This is a genomic window from Janthinobacterium sp. TND4EL3 (assembly GCF_900156175.1).
Classification (GTDB): domain Bacteria; phylum Pseudomonadota; class Gammaproteobacteria; order Burkholderiales; family Burkholderiaceae_D; genus Janthinobacterium.
Map to the genome: position 1 here is coordinate 37,450 of NZ_FTMV01000015.1, position 26,346 is coordinate 63,795.

29 protein-coding genes are annotated in these 26,346 nt (G+C 62.6%); 18 read left to right on the forward strand and 11 right to left on the reverse strand.

From position 1 onward, the window contains the following. Window positions 1-70 precede the first annotated feature (70 nt). Entirely contained in the window at window positions 71-436 is a 366-nt protein-coding gene (locus BXA07_RS30355) for a hypothetical protein (RefSeq protein ID WP_076570742.1), read from the forward strand. Here BXA07_RS30355 and BXA07_RS21520 read toward each other — a convergent pair. Continuing rightward, window positions 413-1,144 carry an alpha/beta fold hydrolase gene (locus BXA07_RS21520; protein ID WP_076570744.1) on the reverse strand — a complete coding sequence of 244 codons (732 nt, stop codon included), beginning with the start codon at window positions 1,142-1,144 and terminating at the stop codon, window positions 413-415. The genes BXA07_RS30355 and BXA07_RS21520 overlap by 24 nt on opposite strands. A gap of 135 nt (window positions 1,145-1,279) precedes the next feature. On the opposite strand from BXA07_RS21520, the gene BXA07_RS21525 reads away from it, so the two are divergent. After that, the gene (locus BXA07_RS21525; protein ID WP_076570746.1) at window positions 1,280-2,317 is read left to right on the forward strand and encodes a hypothetical protein; all 1,038 of its coding nucleotides are present in this window, start codon (window positions 1,280-1,282) and stop codon (window positions 2,315-2,317) included. 1 nt (window position 2,318) lies between these two features. Here BXA07_RS21525 and BXA07_RS21530 read toward each other — a convergent pair whose 3' ends face one another. The 5 genes from BXA07_RS21530 to kynU form a co-directional block, all read right to left on the reverse strand. Next, window positions 2,319-3,341: a leucine-rich repeat domain-containing protein gene (locus tag BXA07_RS21530; RefSeq protein WP_076570748.1), complete on the reverse strand. Its 1,023-nt coding sequence runs from the start codon at window positions 3,339-3,341 to the stop codon at window positions 2,319-2,321. 2 nt (window positions 3,342-3,343) lie between these two features. After that, complete coding sequence (locus BXA07_RS21535) at window positions 3,344-5,410, reverse strand: toxin-antitoxin system YwqK family antitoxin (RefSeq protein ID WP_076570945.1); 2,067 nt, start codon at window positions 5,408-5,410, stop codon at window positions 3,344-3,346. A gap of 108 nt (window positions 5,411-5,518) precedes the next feature. Next, window positions 5,519-6,064 carry an RBBP9/YdeN family alpha/beta hydrolase gene (locus BXA07_RS21540; protein ID WP_076570750.1) on the reverse strand — a complete coding sequence of 182 codons (546 nt, stop codon included), beginning with the start codon at window positions 6,062-6,064 and terminating at the stop codon, window positions 5,519-5,521. 14 nt (window positions 6,065-6,078) lie between these two features. Further along, window positions 6,079-6,951: a tryptophan 2,3-dioxygenase gene (kynA, locus tag BXA07_RS21545; protein WP_244556363.1), complete on the reverse strand. Its 873-nt coding sequence runs from the start codon at window positions 6,949-6,951 to the stop codon at window positions 6,079-6,081. Between the two features lie 26 nt (window positions 6,952-6,977). Next, window positions 6,978-8,228 (reverse strand): kynureninase, encoded by a 1,251-nt coding sequence (kynU, locus tag BXA07_RS21550; RefSeq protein ID WP_076570754.1) that lies wholly within the window; start codon window positions 8,226-8,228, stop codon window positions 6,978-6,980. A 606-nt stretch (window positions 8,229-8,834) separates the two neighbouring features. Here kynU and flhD point away from each other — a divergent pair. The 14 genes from flhD to cheY all read left to right on the forward strand — a co-directional run bounded on the left by flhD (window position 8,835) and on the right by cheY (window position 21,823). Then, a complete protein-coding gene (gene flhD, locus BXA07_RS21555; protein WP_076570756.1) occupies window positions 8,835-9,152 on the forward strand; it encodes a flagellar transcriptional regulator FlhD in 318 nt (105 codons plus the stop codon). A 107-nt stretch (window positions 9,153-9,259) separates the two neighbouring features. After that, the gene (flhC, locus tag BXA07_RS21560) at window positions 9,260-9,820 is read left to right on the forward strand and encodes a flagellar transcriptional regulator FlhC (protein WP_076570757.1); all 561 of its coding nucleotides are present in this window, start codon (window positions 9,260-9,262) and stop codon (window positions 9,818-9,820) included. A 68-nt stretch (window positions 9,821-9,888) separates the two neighbouring features. Beyond that, entirely contained in the window at window positions 9,889-10,695 is an 807-nt protein-coding gene (locus tag BXA07_RS21565; RefSeq protein ID WP_244556352.1) for a class I SAM-dependent methyltransferase, read from the forward strand. A 219-nt stretch (window positions 10,696-10,914) separates the two neighbouring features. Continuing rightward, complete coding sequence (motA, locus tag BXA07_RS21570; protein ID WP_076570761.1) at window positions 10,915-11,775, forward strand: flagellar motor stator protein MotA; 861 nt, start codon at window positions 10,915-10,917, stop codon at window positions 11,773-11,775. Window positions 11,776-11,833: 58 nt separating this feature from the next. Continuing rightward, window positions 11,834-12,811, forward strand: coding sequence for a flagellar motor protein MotB (gene motB / locus BXA07_RS21575; protein WP_076570762.1), 978 nt, complete (start codon window positions 11,834-11,836; stop codon window positions 12,809-12,811). Between the two features lie 47 nt (window positions 12,812-12,858). Further along, on the forward strand, window positions 12,859-13,407 hold the full coding sequence (locus BXA07_RS21580; RefSeq protein ID WP_076570764.1) for a chemotaxis protein: 549 nt from the start codon (window positions 12,859-12,861) through the stop codon (window positions 13,405-13,407). An 83-nt stretch (window positions 13,408-13,490) separates the two neighbouring features. Further along, window positions 13,491-13,856 (forward strand): response regulator, encoded by a 366-nt coding sequence (locus tag BXA07_RS21585; protein ID WP_034758362.1) that lies wholly within the window; start codon window positions 13,491-13,493, stop codon window positions 13,854-13,856. 43 nt (window positions 13,857-13,899) lie between these two features. After that, a complete protein-coding gene (cheA, locus tag BXA07_RS21590) occupies window positions 13,900-16,119 on the forward strand; it encodes a chemotaxis protein CheA (RefSeq protein ID WP_076570765.1) in 2,220 nt (739 codons plus the stop codon). A 17-nt stretch (window positions 16,120-16,136) separates the two neighbouring features. Beyond that, window positions 16,137-16,643 (forward strand): chemotaxis protein CheW, encoded by a 507-nt coding sequence (locus BXA07_RS21595; protein ID WP_076570767.1) that lies wholly within the window; start codon window positions 16,137-16,139, stop codon window positions 16,641-16,643. A gap of 175 nt (window positions 16,644-16,818) precedes the next feature. Further along, window positions 16,819-18,534 carry a methyl-accepting chemotaxis protein gene (locus BXA07_RS21600; protein WP_076570768.1) on the forward strand — a complete coding sequence of 572 codons (1,716 nt, stop codon included), beginning with the start codon at window positions 16,819-16,821 and terminating at the stop codon, window positions 18,532-18,534. 71 nt (window positions 18,535-18,605) lie between these two features. Continuing rightward, the gene (locus BXA07_RS21605; RefSeq protein ID WP_034778025.1) at window positions 18,606-19,478 is read left to right on the forward strand and encodes a CheR family methyltransferase; all 873 of its coding nucleotides are present in this window, start codon (window positions 18,606-18,608) and stop codon (window positions 19,476-19,478) included. A gap of 9 nt (window positions 19,479-19,487) precedes the next feature. Next, window positions 19,488-20,096, forward strand: coding sequence for a chemoreceptor glutamine deamidase CheD (gene cheD, locus BXA07_RS21610; RefSeq protein WP_076570770.1), 609 nt, complete (start codon window positions 19,488-19,490; stop codon window positions 20,094-20,096). Window positions 20,097-20,206: 110 nt separating this feature from the next. After that, complete coding sequence (locus BXA07_RS21615; protein WP_076570771.1) at window positions 20,207-21,277, forward strand: protein-glutamate methylesterase/protein-glutamine glutaminase; 1,071 nt, start codon at window positions 20,207-20,209, stop codon at window positions 21,275-21,277. Between the two features lie 147 nt (window positions 21,278-21,424). After that, window positions 21,425-21,823, forward strand: a complete 399-nt coding sequence (gene cheY / locus BXA07_RS21620; protein ID WP_010396677.1) for a chemotaxis response regulator CheY — start codon at window positions 21,425-21,427, stop codon at window positions 21,821-21,823. Window positions 21,824-22,057: 234 nt separating this feature from the next. On the opposite strand, the gene BXA07_RS21625 is transcribed toward cheY, so the two are convergent. After that, entirely contained in the window at window positions 22,058-22,810 is a 753-nt protein-coding gene (locus BXA07_RS21625) for a glucose 1-dehydrogenase (protein WP_076570773.1), read from the reverse strand. Window positions 22,811-22,875: 65 nt separating this feature from the next. Between BXA07_RS21625 and BXA07_RS30865 the strand changes: the two genes are divergently transcribed. Together BXA07_RS30865 and BXA07_RS21630 are read left to right on the forward strand one after the other, a co-directional pair. After that, the gene (locus BXA07_RS30865) at window positions 22,876-23,028 is read left to right on the forward strand and encodes a hypothetical protein (protein WP_170909707.1); all 153 of its coding nucleotides are present in this window, start codon (window positions 22,876-22,878) and stop codon (window positions 23,026-23,028) included. 61 nt (window positions 23,029-23,089) lie between these two features. Then, entirely contained in the window at window positions 23,090-23,548 is a 459-nt protein-coding gene (locus tag BXA07_RS21630) for a hypothetical protein (RefSeq protein ID WP_076570774.1), read from the forward strand. A gap of 157 nt (window positions 23,549-23,705) precedes the next feature. Here BXA07_RS21630 and panC read toward each other — a convergent pair whose 3' ends face one another. From panC to BXA07_RS21650, 4 genes are all read right to left on the reverse strand, one after another. Next, entirely contained in the window at window positions 23,706-24,545 is an 840-nt protein-coding gene (panC, locus tag BXA07_RS21635; protein ID WP_070219724.1) for a pantoate--beta-alanine ligase, read from the reverse strand. Between the two features lie 54 nt (window positions 24,546-24,599). After that, window positions 24,600-25,532: a segregation and condensation protein A gene (locus BXA07_RS21640; RefSeq protein WP_076570776.1), complete on the reverse strand. Its 933-nt coding sequence runs from the start codon at window positions 25,530-25,532 to the stop codon at window positions 24,600-24,602. A 17-nt stretch (window positions 25,533-25,549) separates the two neighbouring features. Then, on the reverse strand, window positions 25,550-25,759 hold the full coding sequence (locus BXA07_RS21645; protein ID WP_076570777.1) for a DUF3460 family protein: 210 nt from the start codon (window positions 25,757-25,759) through the stop codon (window positions 25,550-25,552). 107 nt (window positions 25,760-25,866) lie between these two features. Next, entirely contained in the window at window positions 25,867-26,346 is a 480-nt protein-coding gene (locus tag BXA07_RS21650; protein ID WP_076570947.1) for a GNAT family N-acetyltransferase, read from the reverse strand.

The following is a 26,346-nucleotide window of genomic DNA, read 5'->3' on the forward strand; positions in this document are numbered from 1 at the left end:
TTTCTGTCGTAGATATCGCCAAGCCGGCTCTTTCATCTGAAAGGGCCGGTTTTTTCTTTTTGGGGGCAGGATGAAGCACCGTTTGATGGCCGGCCTGGGCGCGCACGCGCTGGGCTGCTTGCTGTTTATTGTTTTGAGTTGGCTGGGTTTTTTCCTGTACACGCAGCTGTTCGGCAGCCTGGGCTCGCGCGGCGTGGCCGGCGGCCTGGCCCTGCTGCTGGTGTTTTACGTGTATGCGGGCACGAATCTGCTGCTGGCGCTGCTGCCGCCCGGCAGGGGGAAGCCGCTGCTGTGCGGTGTGCTGGGCGTGGCGGTGCTCGCATACCTGCTGCCCCAGCACCCGCTGCGGGCCATCTACTTCAGCGTGCTGGCGGGCGGCTTGAGCTGGCTGGCCGTGCTGGCCAGCGCGCGTTTAGTTGAGCGCCTGCGCGGCTGACAGGCTTGTAATAAATGCGGCGACGGCGTCGGCGGCCGCTGCCGGTACCGCCTGCAGCAGCATGTGTGGCGCGGCGATGTCGACCAGTTGCGCGCCTGCTGCCTGCCGCAGTATCTGCACGGCGTTTTCTGGCGGTACCAGGCGGTCGTGGCGCGCGCGCAGATACAGCACGGGCAAGGTGCCGCGCGCGAAGCTGGGCGAGGCGTCCGTTTCCAGCACGGCGCGCAGGCGCTGGCGCAGCACGCCGGGCGGCACTTGCGCCAGTGCCGCGGCCAGTTCCGCCTGCAGCGCTGGCGTCGCATATGGTGCCAGCAGCGCCTGGCGCAGGGCGAAGCCGGGCAGGGCGCCAAAGGGGACCAGGTCCAGCAGGTGGCGTAGCGGCGCCAGCAGCGGGCGCGGATTGCGCACGAACGAACAGCACAGGACCAGGGCACGCATGCCGGGCGGCGGATCGGCGCGCAGGGCGGCGCCCAGCGGTCCCGAAAACGATTCGGCCAGCACGACGAAAGGGCGGTCCTGCGGCAAGCGCTCGCGCACGAACGCTTCCAGCGCCGCATAGTCCAGCGGTGCCGCCGGATAGGCGATGGCCTGGGTGGCGATGGTTGAGCGTGCGCGCAGGGCGGCGTCAAAATGCTGGAACAGCCGGGCCGTGCCATCCATGCCGGGCAGGAGGACAAGCAGCGCAGGGGCGGGGGAAGAGATCGTCATTGTGGTCATCATAGCAGCCCCGCCGGCGCACGCGCCGTGCGCCTGCCGCACGGCATGGGCGGCTGGCGCCATGCTAGAATCCCCGACGCGCCATGCGTGGCAGCGATAGCAGCCAAATCCCCGACAGACAGAATCATGCATATCACCTTTTCGAACTACCGCGCCCTGGGCGGCGCCTTGCTGGCAGCGGCCTGCGTTCTTTCCCAGCCCGCCCGCGCCACGGCGGCGCCATCGGCGCCTGCCGGAACAAGCTTGTCTTCGCTGCTGGCTGGCGGCCCCTTGCCTCGCCTGAGCGACGACGTGCAGGTGCGCGCCGCCCTGTTCGATTTCTTCGGCTACGCGCGCGGCAGCTACACGGAAGACGATGAACTGCTGCTGGCGCAGGCGCTTGAAGCGATCAGCGAAAAGCGCGACGCCACGCGTACGCCGCTGCCGGACGGGCGCCAGCTGCTGGCGTCGATGAATGACCGCAAGCAGGGCCGCGAGCGGGGCGCCATGCTGCTCGACAAGCGCGGCACCATCATCGCCTTTGGTCTCGTCAACGGTCATTGCCATCTGGAGGGGCGGCCGCTCGTCAAGGTGTGCAATCCCGATCCGAACGCCGTACTGACGGTGTTTCACCGCAAGGGCATGCTGGTCGGCGAAGCGGCTCCCCTGCTGGCCTGGGCCAGGCAGCTGCCGCCCATGCTGGCGCTGATCGCCGCCGACAAGGAGGCGGGCGCTGGCGGGCAAAAGATCGCCAGCGTCGAATATGTGCTGGCGCAGCCGGCGCTGCCGGGCTGGAACCGCACCCAGCTGCCGCCAGCGTATCCGCCGGCGCTGCTGCCGCTGCTGCTCGACAAATCCACGGTGCTCACGTCGGCCGGCGCCGGCGTGTTTGCCTATCCGCTCACGCTCAAGGGCAAGAAGCAGACCAATGTGCTGGACCAGGCCGAGGGCCGTCCTCCGCGCGACCTGGAGGTGGCGCTGCGCAGCTATGCCAGTTTCGATACGGTGGTGGAGCGCTACCGCCGGCTGGCCAAGGGCGCGCGGCTGCAGCGCAACGAGCGCACGGCCTACCTCGATGGCGACATGGGGCAGGGCAGCTACCGCGTCTACATCCGCAACACGGGCGCCGACGGCGTGATGATCGACGTGGCGCTGTGGCAGCGCAGGCTGGCGTCCAGCCGCTAGTTCAGTAGAAGCGCGCCTCGGCGTAGCCCAGTTGCGCCAGCCGGGCGCGAATCATGTCGTCGCGTTTCTTTTGTCCCGTTGAAAAGCTCAGCTGTTTCAATGCGGGCGGCATGCCTGCGGCCAGCAGCGCGTCGATGTCGAGCTGTGTCAGGTACACGGCCAGCTTGCCTAGCTGCGGCAGGGCAGCGATGCCCGCCAGGCGTTCCAGCGTCTTGCAGTTGCGCAGGATCAAGCATTCGAGTGCCGGATTGGACAGCCGCAGTTCCTTCACTTTGATCTGGTCTTCCACCGACAGGCACCGCAGCCGGGGAAAGCGGCCCAGGTCGCCCAGGTCTTCCAGCCCCCGCACGCGCACCACTTCGAGTTCTTCCAGCAGCGGTGCCGTGACGTGGGCGATCGACGCGCGTCCGCCCAGGATGAAGCGCAGCTGCGTCAGCGCCGGCATGGCGCTGACGAAGTCCACCTCATCCCTGCTCTTGATCTGCGACAGCGAAAGTTGCTTCAGCACGGGCAGGGCCGTGATGGCGTCGATGTTCTTCACGTGGCCCGTGGTATGCAGCCGCGTTAGCTGCGGCCAGTGCCGCAGCGGCGCCAGGTCGATGTTGGCCTTGCGCGTCTCGCCCAGGCTCAGATACTCCAGCGTGCGCAGGTTCTCCAGCGCCAGGATGCCGTGCTCCTCCAGTTCATACACGCCCAGCTGCAATCGCCGCAGGTGCCGCAGCTCGCCCAGGGTTTCCAGGTTGACGGCACTGGTATGGCAGTCCAGCGAGAGATTGGCCGCATGCGGCAGGGCGCGCAGGATGGCGGCGTCGAACGCGGTGAAGTGGTAGCCGTAGAAGCGGATTTCCAGCGCCGCGCCGCAGGTGGCCGCCAGCGCGTCGAGGTCCGCCAGCAGCGGTTCCGGCGCAAAGTGTTCGCCAAACTGCACGATCACCTTGCCGTCGGCGGCGATGGCGGCACGCAGGGCTGCCGCGTCGATGCTGGCCGGATTGTGGATGCGCTGCGGCTGTCTTGTTTGCGTCATCGTCACAGTCCTATCGGGTAGTCGACTTTCCTGGGGGGCGGGCAGCCCTCCGGGCCGGGAAACGTCTGCTTGCCCGTGTCATCGTAGCGCTTGCCGCATTCGACGAGCACGCGCTTGCGGAAGGTGTAGATGCTGGCCACCTTGCCGTTCGGGTGGTAGCAGATATTGTCGCCATCGCGGTCGGCCGAGGCGTAGCTGATCATGGTCTGGCCGTTGACCGTGCGCGTGCTGTGGCCGCTGCGCGGCTCCGTGCATTTGAGCTGGCCGCTTTCGTAGTACGCGTTGACGACGGAAGTGTCGGCGGCGCGGTCGACCAGCAGTTCATCCTTGCGCTTGCCGTTCGGGTAGTTCGAATAGCCTTCCTGGCGCTGGCCGTACTGGAAGGCGTAGTAGTACTGCGGCTTGCCGTCCGGGAAGTACATGTGGTGGTATTCGCACACGTCGTCGCGCGTGCTGCCATACTCCTTGAAGGTGCAGCGGTGGATGTCATTGAACAGCTGGCCGTCTTCATAGTATTCGCGCAGGTGCGTGAGCAGCCTGCCCTGGTCGACGACGGCCAGGCGTTCCGGCTTGCCGTTCGGGTAGTAGCGCGCATCGAGGCCCTGTTTCTTGCCGTTGTCCCACAAGGTGTCGAGGCGCAGGACCTTGCCGCTGTCGTCGAACGCCTGCTCCCGCCCGTCCAGCTGGCCGTTGCGGTAGGTAGCCGTGTAGACCACGTATTCCTTGCCGGGCGCACCCAGGTAGCGCGTGCGCGCGCCATCGAGCACGCCGTTTTGATAGTGGTCGCGCAGGCGCAGCGCACCGCTGGCGTCCATGTCCAGGGCCTCGCCCTGTTTCTTGCCCTTGACGAAAGTGACGCTTTGCGTGACTCCGTCCTTGAGCCTGAGCTTCCACGGGCCGTCGCGCAAGCCGTCGATAAAGCTGCCGTCGCCGTCTTCCGTGATCCACGCGCCATGGCGCGAACCGTTGACGTAGTTGCCGCGCGTGCGCAGCTTGCCGCCCATGCGGCGTTCGTGCGGGCCGTTCAGCTGGCCGTCCGCGTAGGTGTCGAAACCCGTCACTTCCTCTTCATCGGCATAGTTGACGACCGTCCAGCGGCCTTCGCGCTTGCCGGCCCGGTACATGCCGCTCTCGCTTTGTTTGGGATAAGTGAAGTACCACATGCCTTCTTGCAGGCCGTTGACGAAATGGCCTTTTTCGCTGCCTTCATGCATGCCCTCGCGCACCCACAGCCCCTGGCGCTTGCCTTTCACGTACTGGCCCCGCTCGACCACGGAGCCATCATCCCAGGCCAGGCTGTAGAGGACGGAAGGGCCGTCTTCGCTGCCCGTGAACTGCTGCGGCGCCGTTTCCCACGTCACTTGCCACAGGCGGTAATTGGGCAGGATGCCGGCGCCCGCATCGCTGTACAGGGTGTAGCTGGCGGTGAGAAAACGCTCGCCTTTCTTCTGGAAGGTCTTCTTGTAGCTGATGGCATCCTTGCCGCCGGGCGCCGTGGGCGTGCCGTCAGTGCTGTAGTAGCCGACAACGGTGCCTTGCGTGTGGTCGATGGCGTCGACCTCCGCATTGCCGCTCTTGCCCCGGGCGACGCTGTAGTCCATCGGCGCCAGCTTGGCCAGCGCCGCCTTGACCTGGCCCGCGTTGGGCGAGCCAGCTTGCGCCACGATGCGGTTCAGGGCCGGCTGCAAGCCGTCGAGGCGCCGGTATTTTCCGGAGCTGCGATGGTAGCGGTAGGCGCGCAGGCCGTTCCTGTCACCCTGGCGGAACAGCACCAGCATGGTTTGCACGCTGGTGTCCGATTCCTTGTCCAGCGAGGCGTAGAAGACGGAGCGGATGACGGCGTTGCCGAACTGGTCGAGCAGGAAGGTTTTCGTGCCGCTGTTCTTGCACTCGCAGTAATAGCCGTTGACGCCATCCTTTTCCTTGATGAACGCGATGTCGGCGCCGCTGTCCTGCGAGGCGTCAATGGCGGGATGGGCGAGGCTCTTGCCTTCGTAGAAGGGCGCGCCGTGAGCCAGCGCGGAACAGAGGAGCAAGGGCAGGAGAGCCGGCAAGAACGGACGTTTCATCGTAAGGCTGGCGCCGGGGCGCCGCAATGGAAAGGCCACGATTCTGCCTGCGTTCTTACTTGTGGGCAAATGCGGGCGCGTCTATCGTGCGCGCGTGCGCGCCCCGGTTCAGGGCTGGTGCGCGGCGCAGAAGTCCAGCAGCAGCTGTTCGCCGTCCGGCCACGGGCCGTAGCCGGCGTCGCCGTTGATATGGCCGGCGTCGCCGATCATGGTGAAATCGCTGCCCCAGGCGGCTGCAAACGCGCGCGCCCGCGCGAAGCTGACGTAGGGATCATCGCCGCTGGCCACCACCAGGCTGGGAAACGGCAGGGCTTGTAGCGGCATGGGAGAGAAACCCGTCGTGCCGGCGGGGTAGGAGGGCGCCTCCACATCGCTGGGGGCGACGAGGAAGGCGCCGGCGATCCTGTGCGGCGAGCCGCTGGCCGCCCAATGGGCCACCAGCGTGCAGGCCAGGCTGTGCGCGGCCAGCACGGGCGGGCGTTCGCAGGCGGCGATGGCGCGGTCGAGCTCTGCCACCCATTCGTCCTTGTCCGGCGTCTGCCATTCCCGGTGCGGCACGCGCGACCATTGCGGGTGGCGCGCTTCCCAATGGGTTTGCCAATGCTGCGGCCCGGAATTCCACAGGCCGGCCAGGGTCAGGACGAGAGGCGACATCGAGGCTCCTTAAGTTATAACTCAGTGCGCAGGGCGAACAGCTCAGGGAACAATACCACGTCGAGCATCTTGCGCAAATAGCTCACGCCCGCCGTGCCGCCCGTGCCCGTCTTGAAGCCGATGATGCGCTCGACCGTCGTCACGTGGCGGAAGCGCCAGAAGCGGAAGGCCGTTTCCAGGTCGACCAGCTTTTCGGCCAGCTCGTACAGGGCCCAGTGTTTCGACGGGTCGCGGTAGACTTCCAGCCACGCCGCCTTGACGGACGCGTCGGAGGCGGTCGGCAGGGTCCAGTCGGCGTCCAGGCGCTCGGGAGCGATATGCAAGCCGTTGCGCGCCAGCAGCTTGATGGCTTCGTCGTAGACGGACGGCGTGCGCAGGGCCGCATCGAGCGTCTTGTAGGTATCGGGGGCCGTCGTATGCACGTTCAGCAGGGCGGCGTTCTTGTTCCCCAGGATGAATTCGATCTCGCGGTACTGGTAGGACTGGAAGCCGGACGAGGCGCCCAGGTAGGGGCGGATGGCCGTGTATTCGGGCGGCGTCATGGTGGCCAGCACGTCCCAGGCATGCACCAATTGATCCATGATGCGCGCCACGCGGGCCAGCATTTTAAACGCGGGCGCCAGGTCGCCGCTTTGCAGGTTGGCGCGCACGGCGTGCATTTCGTGCAGCATCAGCTTCATCCACAATTCGCTCGTCTGGTGCTGCACGATGAACAGCATTTCGTTGTGGTTGGGGGAGAGCGGGTGCTGGGCTGTCAATATGCGGTCCAGCGCCAGGTAGTTACCGTAGCTCATCGATTCGCTGAAATCCATCTGCGCGCCATGCCATTCGGCGCCTTGCTGGCCGCCGGCATGCATGGGGCAGCCGCTGGTGTTTTCCTTGTTCATATTCTTGTCGTCGCTCATGGGATGGTTCAGGTGACGGCATCGCGCTTGGCGGCGATGTCGTAGGCTAGTGTGTCGAGAATGTCGCGCAGGATTTCCACGGCATCCCATACGTCGGCAAAGCCCGTGTACAGGGGCGTGAAGCCGAAGCGCATGATGGCCGGCTCGCGGTAGTCGCCGATCACGCCGCGCGCGATCAGCGCCTGCATCACGGCATAGCCGTGCGGGTGCGTGAAGCTGACCTGGCTGCCGCGGCGCGCATGCTCGCGCGGCGTGACGAGGCCCAGCGGATGGCTGGCGCAGCGCTGTTCCACCAGCGCGATGAACAAATCCGTCAGGGCCAGGGACTTGCGGCGGATGGCTTCCATGCTCGTTTGCGCAAAGATATCGAGGCCGCATTCGACCAGGGCCAGCGAAAGGATGGGCTGTGTGCCGCACAGGGCGCGGGCGATGCCGTCGGCCGGCGTGTAGCCCGGGTCCATGGCGAACGGCGCCGCATGGCCCCACCAGCCGGACAAGGGCTGGCGGAAGCGCGCCTGGTGTTTTGCCGGCACCCAGATGAAGGCGGGCGAGCCGGGGCCGCCGTTCAGGTATTTATAGGTGCAGCCGACGGCCAGGTCGGCGCCAGCGCCGTTCAGGTCCAGCGGCACGGCGCCGGCCGAATGGGCCAGGTCCCACAGCGCCAGTGCGCCCTGCGCGTGGCAGTGGCTGCTGATGGCGGCCATGTCGTGCTGGTAGCCGGTGCGGTAGTTCACGTGCGTGAGCATGGCGACGGCGCAATCGGCATCAATGGCTTGCGCCAGTTCGTCGGGGCTGTCGACCAGGCGCAGCTGGTAGCCCCGGTCCAGCCAGGCGGCCAGGCCTTGCGCCATGTACAGATCGGTGGGGAAATTGCTGCGTTCGCTGACGATGGTGCGCCGCGCGGCGCGCGCCGGATCGGTCGCCTGCATCTGCAGGGCGGCGGCCAGGGCCTTGAACAGATTGACGGAGGTGGTGTCGGTGATCACCACTTCGCCCGTGCCGGCGCCCAGCAGCGGCGCCAGGCGGTCGCCCAGGCGCTTGGGCAGGTCGAACCAGCCGGCCGTGTTCCAGCTGCGGATCAGGTCCGTGCCCCATTCTGCCGTGATGACGTGCTGGGCGCGGGCCAGGGCTGCTTTCGGCCGCGCACCCAGCGAATTGCCGTCGAGGTAAATCACGCCGGCGGGCAGGTCGAACTGCAGGCGCAGCGGCGCCAGGGGATCGTCGAGGTCGCGCGCACGGCAGTCATGTTGAGAAATCATGGTGGTGGCTTTCATGTTGAGACTTATCAGGATGGCATGATATTGCTTGAGGCTTAAAGTATCGTGCGGAAGTGGCAGTGTAGCAAATCCCCGCTTCAAGGCGCGTCTCGCGGCATGAAAAGGTATCGAAACAATCGCGCTTGCGGGGCGTCAACGAAAAAAATCACGATTTTCAAAATATTTTTCAAATAGCCCTAAAGTTCTGCGTACTGACGCCGTCAACGATTACATGAAGGGCGGAACTCGGTCGGGCCAGCACCCTCGCTTTTTAAATATTTTTAAAAAAGAGCCTAAAGTTCCCGTCGGAGCTGCCGTTACCTCAGTTAGATGGCTTGATTAAGGTCAAGTTGTTGTAAAAAAGTGATTTCATTGCAAGCGAAAAGTCAGGCAAATCTGGCGCCTTGCACATCTCTACAATCCGCGCCCTTACTGGCGTGCGACCATGGTCGAACGGTGTTTGTCAGACAAACACCTACGGCCCTATCCGCAATTGCCCGACTAAAAATACAGTCCTCCGCCTCTGTTGCGTTTGATGTTGCTCCTGCAGAATGTATCTCACTGGCAACACACAACGCCAGCTGAATTCAACGGATTGAGGAGATGGAAATGACTGCTAACGATATGATGGCTGAGATTCGCGACGCTAACCTGAGCTACCTGATGCTGGCTCAGCAAATGATTCGTGCGGACAAGGTAACGGCCATCTTCCGTTTGGGTATTTCCGCAGAAATCGCCGAATTGATCGAAGGCATGAGCAATGCGCAAATCCTGAAGTTGGCTGGTGGCAATATGATGCTGGCCCGTTTCCGCTTCGACGATAGCGCCATCCTCGGCATGTTGACGAACTATAATAAAGACCGTTCGCTGGCGCAGTCGCATGCCGCCATCCTGATGGCCGGTCAGGGCGTCGAAGAAATCGCTTGAGGTTCGCCCAAATCGTCCTTGGCGGCGTTGCCTCGCCCTGAACGTATGGCTGGCAAGCTTCAGTCAGTATCAGTTAGTTGGTATCAGTCAGTAGCGGAGTACACAGCATGGCCAAGAAAAGTGTCGTATCGGAAGCGCAGGAAATCCAGCTGGCCATCGAATTGATACAGCTTGGCGCCCGCCTGCAACTGCTGGAGACGGAAGTGTCGCTGTCGCGCGAGCGTCTGTTGAATTTGTACAAGGAACTGAAGGGTGTCTCCCCACCCAAGGGCATGCTGCCGTTTTCCACCGACTGGTTCCTCACCTGGCAACCGAATATCCATTCCTCGCTGTTCATCAATATCCATAAATTCCTCGTCGACCACGCCGGCGCCACGGGCATCGAAGCGGTGATGAAGGCATACAAGCTGTACCTGGAGCAAATGCCGCCGGAGGCGGGCGAAGAGCCGTTGCTGTCGCTGACCCGCGCCTGGACACTGGTACGTTTCTTCAGCAGCAAGATGCTGGACATGGCACCCTGCGGCAAATGCGGCGGCAAGTTTGTCGTCAACTGCCTCGACCTGAACGCCGATTATGTCTGCGGCCTGTGCCACATGCCTTCGCGTGCCGGCAAGACCAAGAAGGCGCGCGATGTGGCGGCGGCAATGCCTTCCGGCCTGGCTGCCTGATTCGTCCGCGCCTATCATCTTCATAGTGAAAGCCGGAGCCGGTCGCCAGACCGGACTCCGGTTTTTTCATGGCACTTTCGCTTACACTGGCGTTTTCCTCCCTCTATCTGTCCATGCTGCAACAAATCCTGCGCGCGCCCGCGCTCAAGGCCCTGCTGATCCAGGTGCTGGCCTTTCCCCTGATGTTGTTGCTCGTCTATGGCATGGCGCGCGCCGGCGCGACCATGTCGCTGCCGGTGGTGGCGTTGCTGCAGGGCGTGCTGGCGGCGCTGATGACCTGGCGCGCCGGACTGGCGCGCTGGTGGTGCGTGATCGGTTTGCTGTTTGCGCCGGCCCTGCTGGGCGCCAGCCTGCTGGCCTTGCCGCCGCTCTTTTTTCTGCTGGTGTTTGTCTTCTTGCTGAGCCTGTATTGGTCCACGTTTCGCACGCAAGTGCCGTTTTATCCATCGGGACCTGCCGTGTGGCAGGCCGTGGCAGAACTGATCGCGGAGCGCCCCGGCGTGCGCTGCGTCGATATCGGCAGCGGCCTGGGCGGCCTGGTGCTGGAGCTGGCGCGGCGGCGACCCGACGGGCAATTCTGCGGCATCGAACTGGCGCCCTTGCCATGGCTGCTGAGCCGGCTGCGCGCACTGGCGGGCGGCAGCCGCGCGCGCTTCCTGCGCGGCGATTACGATGCGCTCGACTTCGGCCACTACGATGTGGTGTTTGCCTACCTGTCGCCAGCGGCGATGGCGGCCCTGTGGATCAAGGCCGAACGGGAAATGTTGCCTGGAGGCATGCTTCTTAGTTACGAATTCAAGATTGCGGCGCGCGAGCCCGATAAGACCATTGCCGCCACAGAGGGTGGTCCCTTGCTCTACTTATGGTGCTTTTAAGCAATTGTCTGCGTTATTTGCTTGCCCGGAGGACAATCTCACGTTATTGTAGTTCCACACGGCATTTTGTTGAAATTGTGTTGAAATGCAGGCCATTTCAATTAACTTTTGGTTACTTTTTTGTCGCTGTTCCCCGCCGGTGGCACAGCCGCCGGCTGCCGGGAACTGGTTTGAGCATGCCGGGCGCGCGAGCCCGGTCCTAATTGGGAGTCAGGGCACTTGTTAGTCATAATCGGATACATCATCGTCTGCGCCTCGGTCTTTGGCGGCTTTGCGCTGGCGGGCGGCCATCTGGCGGCGCTGTTCCAGCCGCTGGAACTGCTGATGATCGGCGGCGCGGCTCTGGGCGCCTTCCTTGTCGGTAACAATAACAAGGCGATCAAGGCGACGATCGCCGCCTTGCCCAGCCTGTTCAAGGGTTCGCGCTATACCAAGGAACTGTACATGGAGCTGATGTCGCTGCTGTTCGAAGTGCTCAGCAAGGTGCGCAAGGAAGGTTTGATGTCGATCGAAGGCGATATCGACAAGCCGGAGGAGAGCCCGCTGTTTTCCAAGTATCCGGCCGTGCTGGCCGACCACCATATCGTCGAATTCATGACCGATTACCTGCGCCTGATGGTGTCGGGCAATATGGACGCGTTCCAGATCGAGAACCTGATGGATAACGAGATCGAGACGCACCATCACGAAGGCGCCGTGCCGGCCCACGTGATCGCCAAGGTGGGCGACGGCTTGCCCGCTTTCGGTATCGTCGCCGCCGTCATGGGGGTGGTGCACACGATGGAATCGGTGGGCATACCGCCGGCCGAGCTGGGCATGCTGATCGCCCACGCGCTGGTCGGCACCTTCCTCGGCATCTTGCTGGCCTATGGCTTCGTCGGCCCCCTGGCCAGCCTGCTGGAGCAGAAGCTGGAAGAGTCGAGCAAGATGTTCCAGTGCGTGAAAGTGACCCTGCTGGCCAGCCTGAACGGCTATGCGCCGGCGCTGGCCGTGGAGTTTGGCCGCAAGGTGCTGTTTTCGACCGAGCGCCCGACGTTCAACGAGCTGGAAGAGCACATCAAGAAATCGAAAACGAAGTAAGCAGTGAAGGCACGCCTGGATATCATGAGTCAATTGCAGCACAGGGAAGGGGAACGCCATGGCCGATGAAGGCATGCGCCCGATTATCGTCAAGCGCATCAAGAAGACGGCTGGCGGGCACCATGGCGGGGCGTGGAAAATCGCCTATGCCGACTTCGTCACGGCCATGATGGCGTTCTTCCTGCTGATGTGGTTGCTGGGCTCGACCTCGAAGGGCGACCTGAACGGCATCTCGGAATTCTTCAAGACGCCGCTGAAGGTGGCCATGGCCGGTGGCTCCGGCAGCGGCGAGAGCAATTCCGTGATCCAGGGCGGCGGGCAGGATCTGTCGCGCCAGGATGGCCAGGTGCGCAAGGCGCAGGAAGAGCAGCAGCGCAAGTCCTTCGACCTCAACTCGGCCAAGGCCGCGCTCGAGCGCGAGGAAGGCCGGCGCCTGCAGGCGCTGAAAGCGCGCATCGAAGCGACCATCGACGCCAATCCCCTGCTGAAAAAATACAAGAACCAGCTGTTGCTCGATATCACCAGCGAAGGCTTGCGCATCCAGATCGTTGACGAGCAGAACCGCCCCATGTTCGCGCTCGCCAACGCCAATCTGCAACCGTACACCAAGGAAATCCTGCACGCCATCGGCTTCGTGCTCAACGAGGTGCCGAACCGCATCGGCCTGTCCGGCCATACGGATTCGACGCCCTACATGAGCGATGCCGGCTACAGTAACTGGGAACTGTCGGCCGACCGCGCGAATGCGTCGCGGCGCGAACTGATTATCGGCGGCATGAATGAAGACAAAGTGTTGCGCGTCGTGGGACTCGGCTCGGCGGCCCATCTGGACAAGCTGGACCCGTTCAATCCGATCAACCGGCGCATCAGCATCATCGTCATGAACAAGCGCACGGAAGAAAACGTCTTGCGCGATGGTTCGGCAATCGAGTTGCCGGTGACCGACGCGGCCAGCGCCGCCGTTGCCTCGGGGCTGGCGGCCGGCGCGCCGCCCCCCGCAGCGGCGCCTAGCGCTCCGGCCGCGGCGAAAAAATAGCGCGCATGGCTGGTCAGCGCGTGGTGTATTGAAACAATGAGACCTTTATGACAAGAAAGAAAATACTTGGCTCGCATGTAAAGCGCCTGTTGTCTGGCGTGTCGGACCATGGCCGCAAGCACTTGACGGAGGTGGAAACCGACCTGGTGCAGACTGGCATCTTGCTGGAAGAGGCGATCGAGAAGCTGTCCTTTAATTTCATGGCCATCCACGCGGCCGTCGCGGCGCAGCAGGACACCATTGCCCTGCTGCTGGAAGGCGGCGTGCCGGCTGCGGAGCAGCGGGAAAAACTGCTGGCTCTGCAGGATGAGGTGGGGGGCTACGTGAATGCCGCCATCACCAGCATGCAGTTTCAGGACATGACGAGCCAGCTGATCGAGCGCACCCTGAAACGGGTGACGGGCTTGCGCGAGTTTCTCGGTACCCTGGGGTCGCACGGCGCCGAAATGCTGCCGGAAAGCGACAATGAAGAGATTGTCGCCTTGCTGGGGCGGGTCAGCATGGCGCTGGCGATTCAAAGCCTGGAGTTGCGCAGCGTGCTGCGCAAGGCTGTCAGTCAACAGCATTTGGAAAGCGGCGACATCGAGCTGTTCTAGCATGAGGATGCGGAACGCTTGCGGTTGCATGGATTGATTAATCAAATACTCGGGCAGGATGCCCGGAATAAGTGGGAGCAAAGATGGCCAAAACGATACTTGCAGTGGACGATTCCAGCTCATTGCGCCAGATGGTGGCGTTCAGTCTGAAGGCCGCCGGTTACCAGGTAGTGGAGGCCGTCGACGGCCAGGACGGGCTGGAAAAAGCCAAGCTGCAAACCGTGGATCTGGTGCTGACCGACCAGAACATGCCGCGCATGGACGGCCTGGAGCTGATCAAGCTGCTGCGCGAGCTGCCGACCTACCAGAAGGTACCCATCCTGATGCTGACGACGGAGTCGTCGGACGAAATGAAGTCGAAGGGACGTGCTGCCGGTGCCAATGGCTGGCTGGTCAAGCCGTTCGATCCGCAACGCCTGATCGAAGTGGTCAAGAAGGTGATCGGCTGATGCCAGCCGCGCAGCGCAACGATGCAAATGACGGAGTCACCCTATGACCATCGATATTAGCCAGTTTTTTCAGGTCTTTTTCGATGAGGCCGAAGAACTGCTGGCTGAAAAGGAACGGCTGTTGCTGGCCGTCGATATTGCGGCGCCTGACGCCGAAGACCTGAATGCGATTTTCCGCACCGCCCATTCGATCAAGGGCGGCGCGTCGACGTTCGGCCTCTCCGACATGAGCGAGGTAACGCACATCCTCGAGTCGCTGCTCGACCGCATCCGTCAGGGCCAGATGGCCCTGACGGCGGAACACGTCGACGCCTTTTTGGCCGCCAAGGATATCCTCAAGATGCAGCTCGACGGCCATCGCCTGGGCAGTGCCGTCGACCAGGATGCCGTGGCCAATGTGCGCATGATGCTGCAGTCGTTCTCGCAGGACGTGCCGGTAGCCGCACTCACGCCCGTCGCGCCGGCCTTCCACACGGCCGAAAAGGAAACCGTCAGCCATGCCGGCGGCCAGCGCTTCCGCCTGGAGCTGCCAGCCATGGAGCAGCGCGAAGTCGATGCGCTGGCGGCGGAACTGGGCTTGCTGGGCGACGTGGCGGTGTCGACCCTGCCCGACGCGCGCAAAGTGCTGGAAGTGACGACGCATGAAAGCCTGGACGATATCCTGGCCATCTGCTCGTTCGTGCTCAATCCGGACGACATGGTCATCACGCAGGCGCCTCCCCTGGCGCCAGGCGAAGCCGAGGCCGCTCGCGCAGCGCAGGAAAAGGCACAGGGCTACGGTTTCTTCGATCCGCTGCCAGGCGCGCCTGCAGCGCAGGGCGCGGCGGACCCCGGTTATGGCTTCTTCCAGCCGATCGAGGAAATCCGCGCCGCCGCCGGCGTGCAGAGCGAAGCCGAACAGGGCTATGGTTTCTTCCAGCCGTTGGAACAGATCCGCGCCGACGCCGCCAAGGCTGGCGCCACCACCGGCGCGGCTGCCGTACAAGCCGTGGTGAACGCGGTGGCGGAAGTGGAGCAGGAAAAGAAGCCGGCCAAGAAAGAGGGCGACAAGGCCGGCGCCGAGTCGTCGTCGATCCGCGTTTCGATCGAAAAAGTCGACCAGCTGATCAACCTGGTGGGCGAACTGGTGATCACGCAGGCGATGATCGAGCAGCGTGCCAGCGCGCTTGACCCGATGCTGCACGAAAAACTGCTCGACAGCGTCAGCCATCTGACGCGCAATACGCGCGACCTGCAGGAAGCGGTGATGTCGATCCGCATGATGCCGATGGATTTCGTCTTCTCGCGCTTCCCGCGCATGGTGCGGGACCTGGCCACCAAGTTGGGCAAGAAGGTCGATTTCATCACGAATGGCGCCGCCACGGAGCTGGACAAGGGCCTTATCGAGCGCATCGTCGATCCGCTGACGCATCTGGTGCGCAACAGCATCGACCATGGCGTGGAAATGCCGGCCGCCCGCGTGGCCGCCGGCAAGACGGAAGCGGGCCGGCTGTTCCTGTCAGCCAGCCACCAGGGCGGCAATATCATCATCGAAGTATCCGATGACGGCGCTGGCCTGAACCGCGAGCGCATCCTGGCCAAGGCCATGCAGCAGGGCCTGGACGTGTCCGAAACGATGAGCGACGCCGACGTGTGGCAGCTGATCTTCGCGCCCGGCTTTTCCACCGCCGAAGCGGTGACCGACGTGTCGGGACGCGGCGTGGGCATGGATGTCGTCAAGCGCAATATCAGCGCCATGGGCGGCGTCGTCGACATCCGCTCGGCGAAAGGCTTCGGCACGACGATTTCCATCTCGCTGCCCCTGACCCTGGCCATCCTCGATGGCATGTCGATCCGCGTCGGCGACGAAGTGTATATTTTACCGCTGGGCTTTGTCATCGAATCGCTGCAGCCAGCCGTTGAGGATGTGAAGGACATCAGTGGCAAGGGCCAGGTGGTGAAGGTGCGCGGCGAATACCTGCCATTGATCCCGCTGTACCAGATGTTCGACATTGCGCCGCGCTTCACCAGCCCCTCGGAAGGCATCTGCGTGATCCTTGAGACGGAAGGGCGCAAGGCGGCCCTGTTCGTCGACGATCTGGTGGGGCAGCAGCAGGTCGTGGTGAAAAACCTCGAATCAAATTACCGCAAGGTGGTGGGCATTTCCGGCGCCACGATACTCGGCGATGGCGGCGTGTCGCTGATTCTCGACGTCGCCGCCCTGATCCGTTCTTCTCGTCAGCTGGCTGACGAGTCCCTTTTCGCAACACAGATAGATAAATAACAGATAGGAAATTCATCATGTCAGATAATCAACAAGCATCCGGCAGCAAACCTGGCGACGGCAAGGATATCGCCGGCCGTGAATTCCTGGCCTTTACCCTGGGCTCCGAAGAGTACGGCATCGATATCCTGAAAGTCCAGGAAATCCGCGGCTATGAAGCGGTGACCCGCATCGCCAACGCGCCTGAGTTCATCAAGGGCGTGATCAACCTGCGCGGCATCATCATTCCCGTAGTCGATATGCGCATCAAGTTCAAGCTGGGTACGCCCGTGTATGACCAGTTCACGGTGGTGATCATCCTGAATATTGGCGGGCGCATCGTCGGCATGGTGGTCGACAGCGTGTCCGACGTGACCACCTTGACACCGGAGCAGGTGAAGCCGGCGCCGGAAATGGGCACCGCGTTCTCGACCGATTACATGATCGGCCTGGGCACCATCGATGAGCGTATGCTGATCCTGGTCGACATCGACAAGCTGATGTCGAGCAGCGAGATGGGCCTGATCGACAAGCTGGCGGCGTAAGGCCGGCTGGCGGCGCCAGGGGCGCCGCAGTTTTACCGCAAGTATCACTACAGATATGCATGTACCGGCGCGACCAGAGGCGCGCCGGCAGGCTGCAAGGTCCGTCAGAGACCCGGCCACAACACGGCGCCGTTTGGTTGAGCGCGCGCCGTTCACATAAATATTGGAGACTGTAATGAGTTTGCGCGATTTTAAGATAGGTACGCGGCTGGGATTTGGTTTTGGCAGCATCCTGGTCATTCTGGTGGTCGTCGTCGTTGCCGCCAATGGCCTGAATTATCGTAACAAGGCGGAGCTGCTGGATGGCCTGGCGCTGGCAGGCGAGAAAAACACGCAGGCGTCGCTGATGAAGAGCGCGATGCTGGAAACCGGCATTGCCATGCGCAATATCGGCTTGCAGGGCGACGTGGCCCTGATGCAGGCCGAAGAGGGCAAGGTGCGCCAGCACCGCAAATTGTATGATGGCGCGCGCGAGAAGCTGGCTACCCTGGGTTTGTCCGATAGCGAAAAAGCGCTGGTGGCCGATATCGCCAGGGTCGACGGCGAAGTCGATGCCGCCTTCAAGGAAGCGATGGGTCAGGTGCTGGCGTTTAACAGCGAGGGTGCGGCCAAGGTGATTGCCACGCGCATCGATCCGCTGAACCGCAAGACCCTGGCTGACATCAACAAGCTGCTCGACTTGCAGCACGTGGCACAGCAAAGCTTCATGGACGGCTCACTGGCGGCCGATGCGCGCCTGATGACGGTGCTGCTGGTCCTGGGCGGCGTGGCGGTGGCGCTTGGCGCCTGGTGCGCCATTTTCATCACGCGTTCGATCACGGTGCCGCTGTCGGGCGCCCTGGCCGTGGCGCAAAAAGTGGCGGCGGGCGAGCTGACGTCGCATGTGGTAGTCGAAGGCAAGGATGAAACGAGCGCGCTGCAGCAGGCGCTCAAGGATATGAATGACAGCCTGGTGAAGACCGTCAGCGATGTGCGCAATGGCACGGAAACCATCACCGTGGCGTCGCGCGAGATCGCCAGCGGCAATGCCGACCTGTCGGCGCGCACGGAAACGCAGGCCAGTTCGCTCGAAGAGACGGCATCGTCGATGGAAGAGCTGACCTCGACCGTGAAGCAGAACGCGGACAATGCGCGCCAGGCCAACCAGTTGGCCGTGTCCGCGTCGTCGGTGGCGGAGCAGGGCGGCAAGGTGGTGGCGCAGGTGGTCGATACCATGGGTTCGATCAAGGACAGTTCGCGCAAAATCGTCGATATTATCGGAGTCATCGACGGCATTGCTTTCCAGACGAATATCCTGGCGTTGAATGCGGCCGTCGAGGCGGCGCGCGCGGGCGAGCAGGGACGGGGCTTTGCGGTGGTGGCGTCAGAGGTGCGTAATCTGGCCCAACGATCAGCCGGCGCCGCAAAAGAGATCAAGGGCCTGATCGGCGACTCGGTCGACAAGGTCGACGCGGGCAGCCGCCTGGTGGACGAGGCGGGCCAGACCATGGGCCTGGTGGTCACGTCGATCCGGCAAGTGGCCGATATCATGGGCGAGATCACGGCGGCAACGCAGGAACAGAGCCATGGCATCGAGGAAGTGAACCAGGCCATTGCGCAAATGGACCAGATGACGCAGCAAAATGCGGCGTTGGTGGAAGAAGCGGCAGCGGCTGCCGAGAGCATGCAGGAGCAGGCGCAAAAGCTGGCCGGTGCGGTCAGCATCTTCAAGCTGGGCGGCGAACAGATGGCGCCTGCCGTCAGCGCGCCGGTCATGCCTGTGCGGACCGCGGTGGCAGCGGCGAAGGCGCCAGTGGCGCGCGTGGCCGTGGCGAAGCCGGAAGGCAGGACGGCGCCACCGCCCGCGAAAAAGCTGGCGGCAGCCAGCGGCGACGATTGGGAAGAGTTCTGACGCCTACCCGGTCCCGCTAGTTATACTTGCAAAGGCATTGGTCAGAGTAGTCATAGAGAGGTAAAAACAAAATGCCGCAAACTAAAACGGATTCGGTCAAGGAGTTTGACTTCACTGGCAAGGACTTCGAGCGGGTCCGCGCCATGATTTACAAGCGGGCCGGCATTGCGCTGGCCGACAGCAAGCAGGAGATGGTGTACAGCCGCCTGGCGCGGCGCCTGCGCGCGACCGGTATTTCCTCGTTCGTCCGCTACCTGGACGACCTGGAAGCGGGCCGCATGGGCGATGAGTGGGAAGCGTTTACGAATGCGCTGACGACCAACCTGACGTCGTTTTTTCGTGAGGCGCATCATTTCCCGCTGCTCGCCGAGCACGTGAAAAAACTGAGCGGGCCGATCACCATCTGGTGTTCGGCCAGTTCCACCGGCGAGGAGCCGTACTCGATCGCCATGACGGTGTGCGAGGCGTTCAATACGCTCACGCCGCCGGTGACCATCATCGCCACCGATATCGACACCAATGTGCTGGCCACGGCCGCCAATGGGGTCTATAACCTTGACCGGCTCGACAAGATGCCGGCCGACCGTGCACGGCGCTTTTTCTTGCGTGGCAAGGGCGATCGCGAGGGGCAGGTGCGGGTGCGCCCTGAACTGCGCCAGATGATCACCTTCAAGCCGCTCAACCTGCTGGCCGACAGCTGGCCCCTGACGGGCCAGTTCGACGTCATCTTCTGCCGTAACGTGATGATTTACTTTGACAAGGCGACGCAGCGCAAGATCCTGTCCCGCTTTGTGCCGTTGATGAAGCCGGATGCCCTGCTGTTTGCGGGCCATTCGGAGAATTTTCTGTACGTGTCGGATTCATTGAAGCTGCGCGGTAAAACAGTCTATGAGCTCGATCAGCCGCGGGGCGCCGCGCCCAAGGCATCGTCGCATCGTACATGAGAGTGAAATATGAGCCTGGAATCCAAAGAGCAATTTGCCACTAACGTCTATTACGACCGGACGTTCAATTGTGACGCCGCCAAGATCCTGCCTGGAGAGTATTATTTCACCAACAAGGACATGCTGATCGTCACCGTGCTGGGCTCCTGTGTATCGGCCTGCATCCGCGACCGTGTCACGGGCCTGGGCGGCATGAACCACTTCATGCTGCCCGACGGCGGCAGTGACACCAACAGCCCGATCTCCGCATCGATGCGCTATGGTACTTACGCCATGGAGATATTGATCAATGATCTGCTGAAGGCGGGAGCGCGGCGCGAGAACATGGAAGCGAAGGTCTTCGGCGGCGGCGCCGTGCTGCGCGGCTTCACGGCGATCAATGTCGGCGAGCGCAATGCCGCTTTCGTCATCAACTACCTGAAAGCGGAGAAGATGCGGGTGGTGGCCGAAGACCTGAACGACATCCACCCGCGCAAGGTGTATTTCTTCCCGCGCAGCGGCAAGGTGCTGGTGAAAAAGCTGATGCAGACGCATAACGACACGCTGGTACGCCGCGAGCTCGATTACGCGAGCCGCCTCAAGGTCGCTCCGGTGGGTGGCGAGATCGAGCTGTTTTAACAAGCACCCGGCCAAACCTGCTGCGCGTCGCTCTGTGCGGCCTGCGGCAGTTTTTTTCAGGTGTACTGGTTTAATAAAGAGTAAGGGCCGCAAGGCCTGGAAGGATAACTATGAAGATCAAGGTATTGATCGTGGATGATTCTGCGTTGATCCGCAGTGTCATGACAGAAATCGTCAACAGCCAGCCCGACATGGAAGTGGTGGGCGCGGCGCCCGATCCGCTGGTGGCGCGCGAGATGATCAAGCAGACCAATCCCGACGTGCTGACCCTGGACGTCGAAATGCCGAAGATGGACGGCCTCGACTTCCTGGAAAAGCTGATGCGTTTGCGCCCGATGCCGGTGCTGATGGTGTCGTCGCTGACCGAGCGTGGTTCGGAAATCACCATGCGCGCGCTGGAACTGGGCGCCGTCGATTTCGTCACCAAGCCGAAGATTTCGATCCAGAGCGGCATGCGCGAGTACACGGACATGATCGCCGACAAGATCCGCGCCGCCTCCAAGGCGCGCATCCGCGCGCGCACGCTGCCGTCGGCCGGTGACAAGACGGCAGCGCCGCTGCCGGCGTTGCGCAGTCCATTGACGTCGAGCGAGAAGCTGATCATCGTGGGCGCTTCCACGGGCGGCACGGAAGCGATCCGCGAATTCCTCATGCAGATGCCGTCCGACTGTCCCGGCATCCTGATCACGCAGCACATGCCGGAAGGCTTTACGCGCTCGTTTGCACGGCGCCTCGATTCGCTGTGCAAGATCTCGGTGCAGGAAGCGGCCGGCGGCGAACGCGTGCTGCCCGGCCACGCCTACATCGCGCCAGGCCATTCGCACCTGACGCTGACGCGCAGCGGCGCCAACTACATGACCAAGATCGACCAGGGCGAGCCCGTCAACCGCCACCGTCCTTCCGTGGACGTGCTGTTCCGTTCGGCAGCGCAATCGGCCGGTAAAAATGCCGTCGGCGTGATCCTGACCGGCATGGGCAAGGATGGCGCACAAGGGATGCTGGAGATGAAGGCCGCAGGAGCGTATAATTTTGCACAGGATGAAGCCAGTTGCGTCGTGTTCGGCATGCCGCGCGAGGCGATCGCCATCGGTGCCACGCATGAGGTTGGCGCCTTGACGGCCTTGCCTGGCATGGTGCTGGGGTATCTGGCTGCGCATGGCATGCGCGCTTTGCGCGTGTAAGCCACGTTTTATATGATCTCAGGCAAGTTTGTTCGCCTAAAAGCAACGAAAATGCTATCCTACAACTTGCTGCCGTAGTGTCGACCATAATGTCGGCATTCATGTCGATATTATTAACAAACCGCTACAGAAACAACGGAGTTATTCATGGCTGATCCAAAGATGAAATTTTTAGTCGTTGACGATTTTTCGACGATGCGCCGCATTGTCCGGAATCTGTTGAAGGAACTGGGTTATGCCAACGTCGATGAGGCGGAAGACGGCGTGATGGGTCTGGCCAAGCTGCGCGCGGAGTCCTACGATTTCGTCGTCTCGGACTGGAACATGCCGAACATGGATGGCCTGACGATGCTGCAGCATATCCGCGCCGATCCCGCACTGGCCAAGCTGCCCGTGCTGATGGTGACGGCCGAAGCGAAAAAAGAAAACATCATCGCTGCTGCACAGGCTGGCGCCAGCGGCTATGTCGTCAAGCCGTTCACGGCCGCGACCCTCGATGAAAAGCTGAACAAGATTTTCGAGAAGCTGGAAAAAGCCGGCGCCTGATCACGGCTTGATATCGATCAAGAAAAACGCTGCCCGTGCGAACTGGCAGCGTTTTTTTTGTCCCTTGCTTCAGCTCCAGCCTGCGGCGTGGACGGAAAGCAAATCGTCGATGCTGATGCGCCGGACAAAACCGTAGCGAGCGGCAGTGATTTGTGGCTGAGAAGCGCAACCGTACTCTGGTACGGTGAGCATCGCAGGCCGCAAAGCGCGACGCGCAGTAGGTTTTGGCCGGTGCTATACGAGGCCGCCATTCGCGCGCAGGGTTTGCCCATTCACCCAGCGGCCGTCGGGGCCCGCCAGGAAGGCGACGGCGGCGGCGATGTCGTCCGGCGTGCCCAGGCGTTCCAGGGGCGCCATCTTGCCCATGCGCGCTATCGTTTCTTCCGTCTTGCCGTCCAAGAACAGCGCCGTGGCCGTCGGTCCGGGGGCGACGGCGTTGACCGTGATGTTCTTGCCGCGCAATTCCTTGGCGAAGATAGCCGTCATCGTCTCGACGGCCGCCTTGGTGGCGCCGTAGACGGCATAGCCGGGCAGGGCCAGGCCGATCACGCTGCTCGAGAAGTTGACCACGCTGCCACCGTGGCGCAGGCGCGTCGCCGCCTGGCGCATGGTGTTGAAGCTGCCCTTCACATTGATGGCGAACAGGCTGTCGAAGGTGGCCTCGTCCGTGTCGGCCAGGGTGGGCAGCGCGGGCGGCATGATGCCGGCGTTGTTGACCAGCACGTCGACGCCGCCGAAGGCCGCCACGGCCGCATCGAACAGCGCCTGCACCTCGCCCGCATCGGCCACGTTGGCCTTGACGGCGAGGGCGGTGCCGCCTTCTGCCGCGATGGCCGCCACCAGCGCGTCCGCAGCCTCCTTGCCGCTGGCGTAATTGACGACGACCTGCATGCCGTCGCGCGCCAGGCGGCGGGCGATGGCCGCGCCGATGCCGCGCGAGCCGCCCGTGACGATGGCGACCTTGCTCAGGGTGGATGTTGTATTCATGGTGTTCTCCTGTCGTGGTGGCGGCCCGCATGAGCCAGTGCAGCCATTGTGGCTTTTATTGATCCATGGATAAAGATGGTGATATTGATTTCATTGTGCAAAGTCCATTAACAATGATTGCCGGTCTGGCGGGTAGGGGCAGGCAGGGTCTTGCTGATGGCAAGTCATTGCGCACGGGAATTAAATATTTCCCAAAGTTAACTTTACACGTCAAATAATTTGGCCCATGATCGCTGCACTATTCCCTTTGTCCCCGACCCCGACAAGAAGGAGCGCAACATGCGCCGAGCACCCGTATTATTCTTCGCCCTGAGCACGGCCTTGCTGGCAGCTTGCGGCGTGAGCATTGAACAAACCAGCGTCGCACCTGTCGCGGCTAGCGTCGTCGAGGCGCAGGAGCCGGCCGCGCAGTTGCCTGCTGAAGTTGATGGCCGGCATGCTTATCTGCACCGCGTGGCGGGGCGCGACTATGTCAGCCTGAGCCAGCATGGCCCCGAGGGCGGCTTGCCTATCCTCACGGGGACGCAGCGCCATGCGCACGCCATCCGCCTGCTGGCAGCCGATCCGGCCCAGGTGCGGGCCATCCTGCGCAGCCTGAGGCTGCCGGCGAAGCAGCGAAAACTGTGGGCGGGAGAGGAAATCGTGCTCGATGCGGCCAGCTATGAGCTGTTGCAAGCGGCACGCGGCAGCAACAAGCCGCTGTTTGCCGAACTCAAGCTGGTGGGGATGGAGAAGTAAAGGAACGGGGCCGAACGGCCCCGCTGTGACTGCGTTTAAAACATCTGACAAAACCGTAGCGTGCGGCAGAGCGTTGTGGCCGAGAAGCGCAACCGTGTTGAAGCGCGGTGAGCATCGCAGGCCGCAAAGCGCGACGCGCAGCAGGTTTTGTTGTAGGTTAAATTTCCAGGTTGTCGATGAGTCTGGTCTGCCCCAGCTTGGCGGCGGCCAGCACCACCAGCGGTTCGCCCGCGGCCAGTTCGGCGGCGCTTGGCGCCTGCAGGTTGGCGCGCTTGCGCACGGCGATGTAGTCCGATTTCCAGCCGCGGCTGTTCAATAGCTGCATGCTGGCCTGTTCCAGTTCGCCCACGGCCAGGTTGCCCTTGCGCACTTCCTCGGCCACGAAATTGAGGCCCTTGAACAGTTCCGGCGCTTCCGCCCGTTCGCTTTCTGACAAGTACATATTGCGCGAGGACAAGGCCAGGCCATCGTCGGCACGGTAGGTTTCGGCGGCGATGATTTCCGTCGGCAGCGCGAACTGGCGCGCCATGTTGCGGATGATCATCAGTTGCTGGTAATCCTTCTTGCCGAACACGGCCACGCGCGGACCCACGCACGAGAAGAGCTTGGTGACGACCGTGCACACGCCTTCGAAGAAGCCGGGGCGGAATTCGCCTTCCAGGGTATTGCCCAGGTCATCGGGCGGACGCACGCGGTATTCCTGCGGTTCCGGGTACAGTTCCTTTTCCGTCGGCGCAAACAGCACGTACACGCCTTCCTTTTCCAGCTTGGCGATGTCGGCCGCCATGGTGCGCGGATATTTCTCGAAATCTTCGTTCGGGCCGAATTGCAGGCGGTTCACGAAGATCGAGGCGACGACGGGGTCGCCATGCTTGCGCGCCAGGCGCATCAGCGACAGATGGCCTTCGTGCAGGTTGCCCATGGTGGGGACGAACGCCGTGCGCAGCTGTCCGCTGAGCTGGTCGCGCAATTCTTCGATGTCGGAAATAATTTTCATGGATTGCTTTCGCTAAAACCCCGTTGTACGGTGGTCAGTGACAAAGGGAAGGGGTCAGGCTGGCGAATACGCCAGCCGGACGTAGATGGGGGCAAACGGTTCTGCCTGTGTGATTTCGATCAGGGTTTCCTTGGCCAGTTCCAGCAGGGCCACGAAGTTGACCACCACCACGGGCACGCCGCCGGCAATGTCGAACAGCTCGCTGAATTCGACGAAGCGCGACGACTGCAAGTGGCGCAAAATGCTCGACATGTGCTCGCGCACGGACAGTTCCTGGCGGCTGATGCGGTGATGCTGGGTCAGCTTGGCACGCTTCAGCACGTCGAGCCATGCCTGCTGCAAGTCCACCGGCTCCACGTCGGGCCAGGTGGGCGTCAGGCTTTGCTCGATGAAAATCTGCGTGCGCACGAAATCGCGCTCGAACTGCGGGATGGCGTTCAGGTCGTAGGCGGCCAGCTTGATCTGCTCGTATTCAAGCAGGCGGCGCACCAGTTCGGCACGGGGGTCGCCGCCATCCTCCTCGACGTCGCTCTTGCGCGATGGCAAAAGCATGCGCGACTTGATCTCGATCAACATGGCCGCCATCAGCAGATACTCGGCGGCCAGTTCCAGGTTGCGCACGCGGATCTGGTCGACATATTTCAGATATTGCAGGGTGACCTGCGCCATCGGAATGTCGAGAATGTTGAAGTTTTGCTTGCGGATCAGGTAGAGCAGCAAGTCGAGCGGGCCTTCGAAGGCTTCGAGGAAGATTTCCAGCGCGTCCGGCGGAATGTACAGATCCGTCGGCATGCGCAGCAGGGGCTCGCCATACAGGCGGGCAATGCCAGCCTCGACCGGATCGGCGGCCGGTGCCGTGTCCGTGCCTGCGGATGCTGCAGGGTCGCCGCTGCCGTCGCCGCCAGCGGCGGGTTCGGGCGACTCGATGACCGCGTTCACGTCCTGGGCGTCGTGCCCGGGCGTGCCCGCCGACTCTTCAGGCAGCATCGTGCCGGTTCCAGATCTTAGTTCTTGTTCTGGTAGACGTAAGCCTGTTGCTTGACGGCCGATGCCATCTGGCGTTCCTGCTCATCGATGCTGACGGGCGGCTTGTCCCACAGCAGGGCGCGGCCCGCTTGCTGGCCCGCTTCCATGCCAGGATTCTTGGCCTTCAGGTCGGCGATGAACAGGGTGTGGTCGGAAACGTAGTTATTGTGTTTTGCAGGCAGTTTCATATTCTCTTCTGAGTGTCTTATAAGTAAGGTCAGCCGGCCGTATTCTACCGCGCCGTGCCGCTTGGCGGGTTGTTGTATGGGCAAGCCAGGGGCGAAAATGCTAAAAATCAATACCTTAGCAGGCGGCGCATCACCATCGGCGCCGGTTCGGCGGGGTTGGCGTGCGAATATTCCAGTTCCTCGGCCAGGTCGAATTCGAAGGCCGCGTAAAAATCGATCAGCTTGCGCTGGTCGCGCCGCACGGCCAGGCGCAATTCCTCGGCCTGGCACGACAGGCCATGATGAATGATGGCTTCGAGCAAGTGCTGCGAGACGTGGCTGCCCCGGTAGGCGGGCAGCACGCCCATGCGCGCAATCTTCCAGATGGCGGGATCGCTGTCGAGCGGCATCCAGCGCAGCGAGCCGGCCGGCACGTCGTCGACCAGCAGCACGAAGCCGCCGCCGTGGCGTAACTGCTCCGCCACTTGCTCGGCCGTCTCGTGGTGCCCGCTGGACGAGGCTGCCACCTTGCCGGCCCACGCAGCGCGGGTCAGCTCGGCAATCAGTTGTGCATCGGCATTTGTTGCTTCGCGCACCACGATATTCAT

Bases quoted from the DNA above. Each gene is read 5' to 3' on its own strand.
- BXA07_RS21625 (WP_076570773.1), bottom strand. From the start codon at position 22,810: ATGAATACAACATCCACCCTGAGCAAGGTCGCCATCGTCACGGGCGGC.
- BXA07_RS21630 (WP_076570774.1), top strand. From the start codon at position 23,090: ATGCGCCGAGCACCCGTATTATTCTTCGCCCTGAGCACGGCCTTGCTG.
- BXA07_RS21520 (WP_076570744.1), bottom strand. From the start codon at position 1,144: ATGACGATCTCTTCCCCCGCCCCTGCGCTGCTTGTCCTCCTGCCCGGC.
- BXA07_RS21595 (WP_076570767.1), top strand. From the start codon at position 16,137: ATGTCAGATAATCAACAAGCATCCGGCAGCAAACCTGGCGACGGCAAG.
- BXA07_RS21605 (WP_034778025.1), top strand. From the start codon at position 18,606: ATGCCGCAAACTAAAACGGATTCGGTCAAGGAGTTTGACTTCACTGGC.
- BXA07_RS21615 (WP_076570771.1), top strand. From the start codon at position 20,207: ATGAAGATCAAGGTATTGATCGTGGATGATTCTGCGTTGATCCGCAGT.
- BXA07_RS21540 (WP_076570750.1), bottom strand. From the start codon at position 6,064: ATGTCGCCTCTCGTCCTGACCCTGGCCGGCCTGTGGAATTCCGGGCCG.
- BXA07_RS30355 (WP_076570742.1), top strand. From the start codon at position 71: ATGAAGCACCGTTTGATGGCCGGCCTGGGCGCGCACGCGCTGGGCTGC.
- BXA07_RS21580 (WP_076570764.1), top strand. From the start codon at position 12,859: ATGACAAGAAAGAAAATACTTGGCTCGCATGTAAAGCGCCTGTTGTCT.
- BXA07_RS30865 (WP_170909707.1), top strand. From the start codon at position 22,876: ATGGATAAAGATGGTGATATTGATTTCATTGTGCAAAGTCCATTAACA.
- kynA (WP_244556363.1), bottom strand. From the start codon at position 6,951: ATGAACAAGGAAAACACCAGCGGCTGCCCCATGCATGCCGGCGGCCAG.
- panC (WP_070219724.1), bottom strand. From the start codon at position 24,545: ATGAAAATTATTTCCGACATCGAAGAATTGCGCGACCAGCTCAGCGGA.
- cheD (WP_076570770.1), top strand. From the start codon at position 19,488: ATGAGCCTGGAATCCAAAGAGCAATTTGCCACTAACGTCTATTACGAC.
- BXA07_RS21530 (WP_076570748.1), bottom strand. From the start codon at position 3,341: ATGACGCAAACAAGACAGCCGCAGCGCATCCACAATCCGGCCAGCATC.
- BXA07_RS21525 (WP_076570746.1), top strand. From the start codon at position 1,280: ATGCATATCACCTTTTCGAACTACCGCGCCCTGGGCGGCGCCTTGCTG.
- BXA07_RS21645 (WP_076570777.1), bottom strand. From the start codon at position 25,759: ATGAAACTGCCTGCAAAACACAATAACTACGTTTCCGACCACACCCTG.
- motB (WP_076570762.1), top strand. From the start codon at position 11,834: ATGGCCGATGAAGGCATGCGCCCGATTATCGTCAAGCGCATCAAGAAG.
- flhC (WP_076570757.1), top strand. From the start codon at position 9,260: ATGGCCAAGAAAAGTGTCGTATCGGAAGCGCAGGAAATCCAGCTGGCC.
- flhD (WP_076570756.1), top strand. From the start codon at position 8,835: ATGACTGCTAACGATATGATGGCTGAGATTCGCGACGCTAACCTGAGC.
- BXA07_RS21600 (WP_076570768.1), top strand. From the start codon at position 16,819: ATGAGTTTGCGCGATTTTAAGATAGGTACGCGGCTGGGATTTGGTTTT.
- cheA (WP_076570765.1), top strand. From the start codon at position 13,900: ATGACCATCGATATTAGCCAGTTTTTTCAGGTCTTTTTCGATGAGGCC.
- BXA07_RS21565 (WP_244556352.1), top strand. From the start codon at position 9,889: ATGGCACTTTCGCTTACACTGGCGTTTTCCTCCCTCTATCTGTCCATG.
- BXA07_RS21640 (WP_076570776.1), bottom strand. From the start codon at position 25,532: ATGCTGCCTGAAGAGTCGGCGGGCACGCCCGGGCACGACGCCCAGGAC.
- cheY (WP_010396677.1), top strand. From the start codon at position 21,425: ATGGCTGATCCAAAGATGAAATTTTTAGTCGTTGACGATTTTTCGACG.
- BXA07_RS21535 (WP_076570945.1), bottom strand. From the start codon at position 5,410: ATGAAACGTCCGTTCTTGCCGGCTCTCCTGCCCTTGCTCCTCTGTTCC.
- BXA07_RS21650 (WP_076570947.1), bottom strand. From the start codon at position 26,346: ATGAATATCGTGGTGCGCGAAGCAACAAATGCCGATGCACAACTGATT.
- kynU (WP_076570754.1), bottom strand. From the start codon at position 8,228: ATGATTTCTCAACATGACTGCCGTGCGCGCGACCTCGACGATCCCCTG.
- BXA07_RS21585 (WP_034758362.1), top strand. From the start codon at position 13,491: ATGGCCAAAACGATACTTGCAGTGGACGATTCCAGCTCATTGCGCCAG.